Genomic DNA, 7,383 nt, shown 5'->3' with positions numbered 1-7,383 from the left:
AGTATATTTAGGCTCTGATAATCTGGTCATTACCGGTCGTTCTATGGACTGGATGGAAAACATGCATTCCAGCATCTGGGTATTTCCCAAAGGCATAAAACGCAATGGCTTGGCAGGCCCCGAATCTCCCGAATGGACCTCAAAATATGGTTCTGTCGTTACCTCTGTTTATAATCTGGCAACTGCAGATGGAATGAATGAGCGTGGTTTGGTAATGAATATGCTTTATTTGGCTGAATCAGATTATGGCAGTGCTAAAAAAGGCCATGCCCCGTTATCAATCAGCCTTTGGGGACAATACGCTCTGGATAATTTTGCAACCGTCAATGAAGCAGTGGAGGCCATGTTGAAAAATCCCTTCCAGATTATAGCTCCTAATCTGCCTGACGGAACAGCAAGTACCGTGCATTTATCTTTATCAGATCCAAGTGGCGATTCAGCTATTCTCGAGTATATTAAGGGTGAATTGGTGATTCATCACGGAGCACAATATCAAGTCATGACTAACTCACCTATATACAGTAAGCAATTAGCCATCAATGAATATTGGCAAGAAATTAATGGTTCTGTATTTTTGCCAGGAACAAGCAGAGCTGCGGATAGATTTGCCCGAGCCTCCTATTTGATTAAGTCTATTCCCAAACAAGTAGATAGCAAATACATTCAAGGTGTGCCAGAGCAAGCTTATACTTATCAAGCTATTGCAGGAGTATTAGGAGTAATGCGTTCGGTTTCGGTGCCTTTAGGAATAGCCGATCCTGTTAAACCGAATATCGCCTCTACTTTATGGCGTACCATTTCTGATCAAAAAAACAAGGTTTATTATTTTGATTCATCAACTTATCCCAATACATTCTGGATTAATCTGAACAATATAAACTTCGCCTCAGGAGCTCCAGTATTGAGTCTTGCAGTAGAAAATGGTGACGTGTATGCAGGAGATGTGTCAAAGCTTCTAAAACCGGCTAAACCTTTTGATTTTATGCCAGCACAATAACTATCAATCATTAAAGTCTGCTTCTATTCCAAGAGCAGACTTTAATATCAAATTCCTATTATTTAGGTTTGATTTGAGATTCTGGAAATAGTTCATCAAACAGAGCGGCCCCGCCTTTAGTAATATTGGCAAGGGTATTATGTACTTCGGTGCTTTTATCCCCTGTCATACCACCAAAAAAGGTATTGGCCTGATTTATTTTATTTTCCAAAGGCCTTTTTTCTTTCCCTACCTCATGAGCCCCATATAATAGAGCAGTTGCTCCTACAATTAGTGCAGAAAGTCCTATTTTGGAATCGGCCCAGATTAAGGGAGACAAAAGCAAAGCGCCAAGCCCAATTAATGCCCCTGTTTTTCCAATATCATCTGTTTGGATCTCATCTCGTTGCATAACCACTCCTTGGATAATTTAGTTCTCCAAAGAGTATTGGAGAGTCAACTTAAATGCAAGAAAATGATGAGATACGAATACTCTTTAGAAAGATGCTTTTCTTGTTTATCATGTTCAATGCGTACAGGCTTTTGTTTTCTACATAAGCTTGTTTGGCATAGACTCTAGTTAGACACGATAAGGAGAATCACTTGGCTAAAGGATGTTTGAATCTGTTTTTATTAATGGGAATGCTATGCACGCCTATAGTACACGCTGATGATCCATTACCCTCCTGGAATGATGGCCCCATAAAAAAGAAGATGATTAGCTTTGTACAAACGGTAACCAATCCATCAAGTACCTCCTATATTCCTCCTGAACATCGTATTGCAACCTTCGACAATGATGGAACCTTATGGGTTGAACAGCCCTTATACACGCAAATTCTGTTCGCAATAGATAGGAAGCTGGCACCACAACACCCTGAGTGGAAAAAACAAAAACCATTCAGTTTGATTTTAAATAACGAGCATCCAACCAATGCGCAGCTCTCTTTAGATGATCTGAAACAGATTCTCATAGCAACGCACACCGGTATGAATATAGAGGAATATCATAAAATAGCGAAAGAATGGTTGGCAACAACACAAAATCCTCGCTATCACCACTTATATAAAGACATGGTATATCAGCCCATGTTAGAAGTGATTAAATACCTGCATCACAACGGATTCCAAGTATATATTGTTACTGGCGGCGGACAAGAATTTGTGCGCGCTTTTGCTGATGAAGTTTATGGCATCAATTCGGATCGTGTTATTGGCACTGTGGGTGAAACAAAATATGAATACAAAAATAACAAACCCGAGCTGATAAAAATTCCGACTGTTTTGCTCTTTAATGATGAACACGGAAAACCCGAAGCAATCAATTATTTTATCGGAAGGAAACCTATTATTGCCTTTGGAAATTCTGATGGGGACAGACAGATGCTGGAATGGACTCAATCAGGAGATGGATTAAAGTTAATGATACTTATTCATCATGATGATGCAGTACGAGAATATGCCTATGGTCCCGATTCCAAAATAGGTACTTTTTCAGACTCTTTATTAAATGAAGCTCATGCAAATAATTGGAACATTGTTAGCATGAAGAACGATTGGAAAGTACTGTTCCCTTTTGAGCTAACGAAAAAATAATTATCAGCAAGGTCGGTTGCACTCACCCCGGTGCTAAGACAAACTACAACCTATTAACGTTGAACAACCTTGTATTCCTACTGGTGCTGCGACTTAACCAATCTAAATCCAATATGTGCCATAGGATTATAAGGAGCTACGCCTCTTCGTGCGCTGGGCCGGTAGCTCATGCAAAAATTAGGGTCGCATAAAAATGAGCCTCCCCTTATAACCCGTTTAGGCGCATTAGCGGGTTCATTCGCATGAGAGGGATCAAAACTATCCTCAGGCCCTTGCGGGTTTGCCGATACAGGGCGCTTAGCTTGCAAAACAAATGCATCTGCTCGATACCAATCAGCTACCCATTGCCAGACATTCCCTGCCATATCATACAATCCATATCCGTTAGGAGGGTCGCTTCCTACTTTGGATGGATGTATCAATGATTTATATTGTGGTTCAACTACCGGGAAATTGCCCGGATAAATCTTGGCCATCTTTTTGCCGCCAGATTGAAATTCCCCCCCAAAAACGTAGTCTTTTTGCTCCAGACCGCCCCGAGCCGCAAATTCCCATTCCGCTTCTGTAGGCAATCGCTTGCCGACCCATTGAGCATAAGCCAGTGCATCCTCATAGGAGACCTGTACCACAGGGTAGTCTTCTTTTCCAATAATGTTACTCTGTGGCCCAGTCGGATGCCGCCAATTTGCACCCGGAACAAATCGCCACCAAAGTGACGGATCATTAACAGAAACAGGTTCTTTCGTTCCGACAAAAACCATAGCTCCGGGAATAAGAGCATCATCTGAAGGCTTAGGAGTTCTTGGTAAAACCTGAACTTTAATTGTATCCCAATCAGTTTTTTTTTCCGCAGTGGTCACATAGCCGGTTGCTTTAACAAAAGACTCAAATTGTGCGTTGGTTACATCTGTCTTATCCATCCAAAACCCATTTACCCGCACCTTATGAGGAGGTTGTTCATTTCGATTGGCTAATGAACTACTGCTCCCCATAATAAATTCGCCGCCAGGAATCCATACCATGTCGGATGGCGATTTAAAATATTCAATTACACCGACAATAAGAGTAATAAGGGTTATCAGCAGTAAAAAAACAAACAAAGAACTTTTTCGCAAACTACTCATTTTGGGCATATCCATGCAGAAAATCACTCCGTTAGTGAGCTTAGGGCATGAATATAATACAATGTTTACCCTAACAAGTAAGCAATACTCATTTTCATTGTCAGAACTCTCCCTAAACCAGGCTGATTTCATAATCACTCACGCTGGTACACTATCATTTAGCTAATAATAAACTCTCGGGAATATCAATATAATCTCAGCAGCAATACAGGGTTTATATCATATGGCTCATATCAACGAGAATCTATTGTCCTTATCCTTATAAAAATGCATCACTAAAAATAGATTTAGAAGGCACGCCAGCAAGAAAAACAGCTGTTTTCAGCTTATTAGTTGTATCTTTAGGTCCGCAAACATAGACCCAGGTATCATTGGGATTATTGAGGTAAGCAAGAATTCTATGATCAATTGACGCTTCAGGATAGCGTCCCTGACTACGAAGCACACAAGGCTCGTAGTGAACATTTTTGAATACTGATGCGAGTGTCTCAAGCTCCTCCACATAATAAATATCATCGTCTATACGACCACCATGTACTAAAGTAATAGCACCTTGATGCCCTTGGCTCAGTGCACTCTTTATAATACCGATTAAAGGAGCCAAACCTGTCCCCGTTCCAGCCAACAGTATATCAAATGATTTTTTATCAGGATTAAAGTAATAACATGTTCCAAAAGGACCTCTAAGCCTGATTGATGTATCGATCACCACGTTTTTTTGCAACCATTGACTCATTACCCCCTGATCGACACTTTTTATATGTAATTCAATATAACCGTCCTGAGCAGGTATATTTGCAATAGAATAACTTCTGATTACTTGATTCGGATTAATCAGATTGAGATATTGACCAGGAACCCAATCAGCAAGATTATCAACCAGCAACTTAAGTCTTAATACATTATAACTGAGCCGTTCAATATCAATGATTTTGGCATCCACATCACATTCAGAAGCATCAGGAGATAAAAGCTCCATATCTGTTGCTGGCGTTGCCATGCAAGCCAGAAAATACCCTTGCACTTTTAACGTCTCTGGCAAGCCCTCTTGCCAGAAGGAGTCAATGACACCATCAGTTGCTTTAATAAGGCAAGACTGACAAATCCCCGCCTGACATGAATTGGGATAATCGATGCCATGGCGTAAAAAGCAGCGAAGAATGCTCTCGTCAGCCATCAACGAATAAGTTTTATCTTTAAAAATGATGGTATTCATAATTAGCGATCCAAGACATCTGAACGAACGCTATTAGCAATTGCAGCTACCTCCTGAATGTCTTTGTCGCCAGCCCCCAATTCCATCAATGTTGCTCCTAAATGCTCGATAATAATATCTACATGGGAGTCATTTAGCCCTCTTTGCACTAGATGACGATGCCCCTCTCGCATTCCCTTACCTGTATAATGATTAGGGCCACCAAAGACCATCGTTAAAAAGCCTTTTTGTTTGATAATTTGCTTATCCATATCGATGCCATCAAAAAAATAATTTACACGTTGATCGGCCAGAATTTTCCGATAGAAAATATCGACGGCAGTATTAACAGCAGTTTGGCCACCTAGACGTTCATATAAGGATGCAGGCATAATCTAACTCCATAGGCTATAAGGTATATTCAAAATACATCTTATAAAAAGTACTAATTGGAGTCAATAAATTTTCGTGGGTATTTTTATATGCAATTAACTCAATTCACTGATTACTCATTACGAGCGCTAATCTATATCACTTTGAAAAAAGATGTCTGTACTATCAAAGATATTACCGAGGCTTATACTATTTCAAACAATCACATGATTAAAATTATCCATAACTTAGCGAAACTAGGGCTAATAAAGACTACTCGCGGTAAAAATGGAGGAATTGCTATGTTGGCAAACCCGGCGGATATCAATCTGGGATCCTTAATCTTAAAACTTGAATCAAATTTTGATTTGGTACCTTGTTTTAACAAAGAAAAAGCGAATTGCTGTATTGCTCCAGTATGCAAACTTAAAAATATTCTCTATGAAGCTCAAAAAGCATTTATGAACGTTTTACATCAATTTACCTTGGCCGACATTGTGCACAACAAAATCGAATTAAAGACGCTCTTAAATATTCATAATTAAAGCAGATGAAAGAAAATAATAGGTACAGGGCCAAGAGGCCCAATACTTGAGTATTGCCAGTCAATCGGATTTAAAATAATTCCACCGTTACGTTTACAGACTCTAAAAATTGGATACCAGGCTTCTGGTTTCTAATATGTTGTGCTCTTCAACCTGCACCTCTTTCTCATCGTTCATGCTAAAGAATAATATATTATCGTGATGGCGTTTTACTGTAGAACGATGTGCGATGCTGATGATTGTGGTTGTCGGCAGGAGTTCCTTAAGGCGACAATAAACGTGTTCTTCTACCTGTTCATCCAGAGATGCGGTCGCTTCATCCAAAAATACCCAGTCAGGTTTTCTTAACAATACGCGAGCAAAAGCAAGCCTTTGTTGTTCACCTAATGATTTAAAACCAACGTGCTTATCAAGTTTATCCGTAAGCGCATCCAGGTTAACTGCTTTTAAGGCTGAAATTAATTCATCATCGGAATAGGAGCACTCAGCATCTGGATAGGCAAGTACCTTTCTTAAGGTATCATTGGGTAGTGTTGGCTTTTGCGGTAAAAAATAAACAGAGTCCAAGCTCTTAGGAATAATGATTTCACCTTCTCCCGATAACCAGGTCCCTGCTATTGCTTTAAAAAGACTGCTTTTCCCAGATCCTGATGGTGCCTGGATTAAGGTATGGACGCCAGGTGTAAAGTGCAAATTAAGGCCTTTGATGACCAATTCATTCTTGCTGTGTAAATTAAGATTCAGTTTTTTTATCACCAGATTTTTATCCTGATGTCCTATCGTACGCATAATTTTCCTGGCAGATTCCCCTTCATTATTATCCAGGGCATCCTGCAGAAGCATGATACGACTCAAGCTGGTCTGGAATGTATTAATCTCTTCAAAAGAATCGATAAACCAGTTTAAAGAACGCGTCATCATGGAAAAGTAATATCCAACAGAATAAAATACCTCTAGAGAAATAAGATCAGTAAAATATAAAGGTGCGGCTGCAACAAAAGGGATAATCGCTTGTAGTGTCCCATTAAAGAGATTAAACGATGCAGTATCATTTTGAATAGATAAGCGTTTCGCTGTTTTTTTATTTAATTCATCGATCTCCTTCTCTAATCGCTTTTGGTAATACTTCTCCGCATGCTCGATTGCTATTTCTTCAGAAAATATTTTAATATGCTGCAGATCCGAGCGCAAATTGGATTGCGCAACAGTTTCTTCATTGGTCGACTGACGCAATGAACCATTTATAAGATAGCCAATAAGGGAAGTTACGGTACCAACTCCCAGCGCCACAAAAACCAGAAACCCGGGAATTACAATAGTACTCCCAAACAGCACAAAGGATAGAGTCCCCCCAGCTAAGCTTAAAAGTACGGTATAGATGACCAGATTAGATAAGTTATCAATAAATCCTAAAGATAAGTTCAGAGCAGACTCCACAACGTAATCAATGTCTTGTTGAATACGTTGTTCCGGATTATCAATATCATCGTAGACTCGTGAAATTTCCAGGTAATTCGTTTTATTATTCAAATATTGATTGATTATTTTTTTAGTTAACCAAGAGCGCCAGCTCAC

The 7,383-nt window shown here is 39.6% G+C and carries 8 protein-coding genes; 3 read left to right on the top strand and 5 right to left on the bottom strand.

Going from position 1 to position 7,383, the window contains the following annotated elements; all coding sequences use genetic code 11:
- Positions 1-997, top strand: a 997-nt coding sequence (locus tag Q0495_RS16340; protein ID WP_298628275.1) for a linear amide C-N hydrolase, incomplete at its 5' end; no start/stop codon positions are given.
- Positions 998-1,055: 58 nt separating this feature from the next.
- On the opposite strand, the gene Q0495_RS16335 is transcribed toward Q0495_RS16340, so the two are convergent.
- Complete coding sequence (locus Q0495_RS16335; RefSeq protein ID WP_298628272.1) at positions 1,056-1,388, bottom strand: hypothetical protein; 333 nt, start codon at positions 1,386-1,388, stop codon at positions 1,056-1,058.
- Between the two features lie 191 nt (positions 1,389-1,579).
- Between Q0495_RS16335 and Q0495_RS16330 the strand changes: the two genes are divergently transcribed.
- Positions 1,580-2,572 carry an HAD family hydrolase gene (locus tag Q0495_RS16330; protein ID WP_298628271.1) on the top strand — a complete coding sequence of 331 codons (993 nt, stop codon included), beginning with the start codon at positions 1,580-1,582 and terminating at the stop codon, positions 2,570-2,572.
- Positions 2,573-2,649: 77 nt separating this feature from the next.
- On the opposite strand, the gene Q0495_RS16325 is transcribed toward Q0495_RS16330, so the two are convergent.
- The 3 genes from Q0495_RS16325 to Q0495_RS16315 form a co-directional block, all read right to left on the bottom strand.
- Positions 2,650-3,696 carry a formylglycine-generating enzyme family protein gene (locus tag Q0495_RS16325; protein ID WP_298628269.1) on the bottom strand — a complete coding sequence of 349 codons (1,047 nt, stop codon included), beginning with the start codon at positions 3,694-3,696 and terminating at the stop codon, positions 2,650-2,652.
- A gap of 259 nt (positions 3,697-3,955) precedes the next feature.
- Positions 3,956-4,912: an FAD-binding oxidoreductase gene (locus Q0495_RS16320; protein WP_298628266.1), complete on the bottom strand. Its 957-nt coding sequence runs from the start codon at positions 4,910-4,912 to the stop codon at positions 3,956-3,958.
- Positions 4,913-4,914: 2 nt separating this feature from the next.
- Positions 4,915-5,283, bottom strand: coding sequence for a group 1 truncated hemoglobin (locus tag Q0495_RS16315; RefSeq protein ID WP_298628264.1), 369 nt, complete (start codon positions 5,281-5,283; stop codon positions 4,915-4,917).
- A 90-nt stretch (positions 5,284-5,373) separates the two neighbouring features.
- Here Q0495_RS16315 and Q0495_RS16310 point away from each other — a divergent pair, with 90 nt between their 5' ends.
- Entirely contained in the window at positions 5,374-5,808 is a 435-nt protein-coding gene (locus Q0495_RS16310) for an Rrf2 family transcriptional regulator (RefSeq protein ID WP_298628262.1), read from the top strand.
- A 102-nt stretch (positions 5,809-5,910) separates the two neighbouring features.
- Here Q0495_RS16310 and Q0495_RS16305 read toward each other — a convergent pair.
- Positions 5,911-7,383: ABC transporter ATP-binding protein/permease (locus Q0495_RS16305; RefSeq protein WP_298628259.1), on the bottom strand; the 1,473-nt coding region annotated here is incomplete at its 5' end.

It is taken from the genome of uncultured Legionella sp., assembly GCF_937871865.1.
Taxonomy (GTDB): Bacteria; Pseudomonadota; Gammaproteobacteria; order Legionellales; family Legionellaceae; genus Legionella.
The sequence above is the reverse complement of the archived record's forward strand: the minus strand, read 5'-3'. Positions and strand labels throughout refer to the sequence as shown.

Bases quoted from the DNA above. Each gene is read 5' to 3' on its own strand.
- Q0495_RS16335 (WP_298628272.1), bottom strand. From the start codon at position 1,388: ATGCAACGAGATGAGATCCAAACAGATGATATTGGAAAAACAGGGGCA.
- Q0495_RS16325 (WP_298628269.1), bottom strand. From the start codon at position 3,696: ATGAGTAGTTTGCGAAAAAGTTCTTTGTTTGTTTTTTTACTGCTGATA.
- Q0495_RS16320 (WP_298628266.1), bottom strand. From the start codon at position 4,912: ATGAATACCATCATTTTTAAAGATAAAACTTATTCGTTGATGGCTGAC.
- Q0495_RS16315 (WP_298628264.1), bottom strand. From the start codon at position 5,283: ATGCCTGCATCCTTATATGAACGTCTAGGTGGCCAAACTGCTGTTAAT.
- Q0495_RS16310 (WP_298628262.1), top strand. From the start codon at position 5,374: ATGCAATTAACTCAATTCACTGATTACTCATTACGAGCGCTAATCTAT.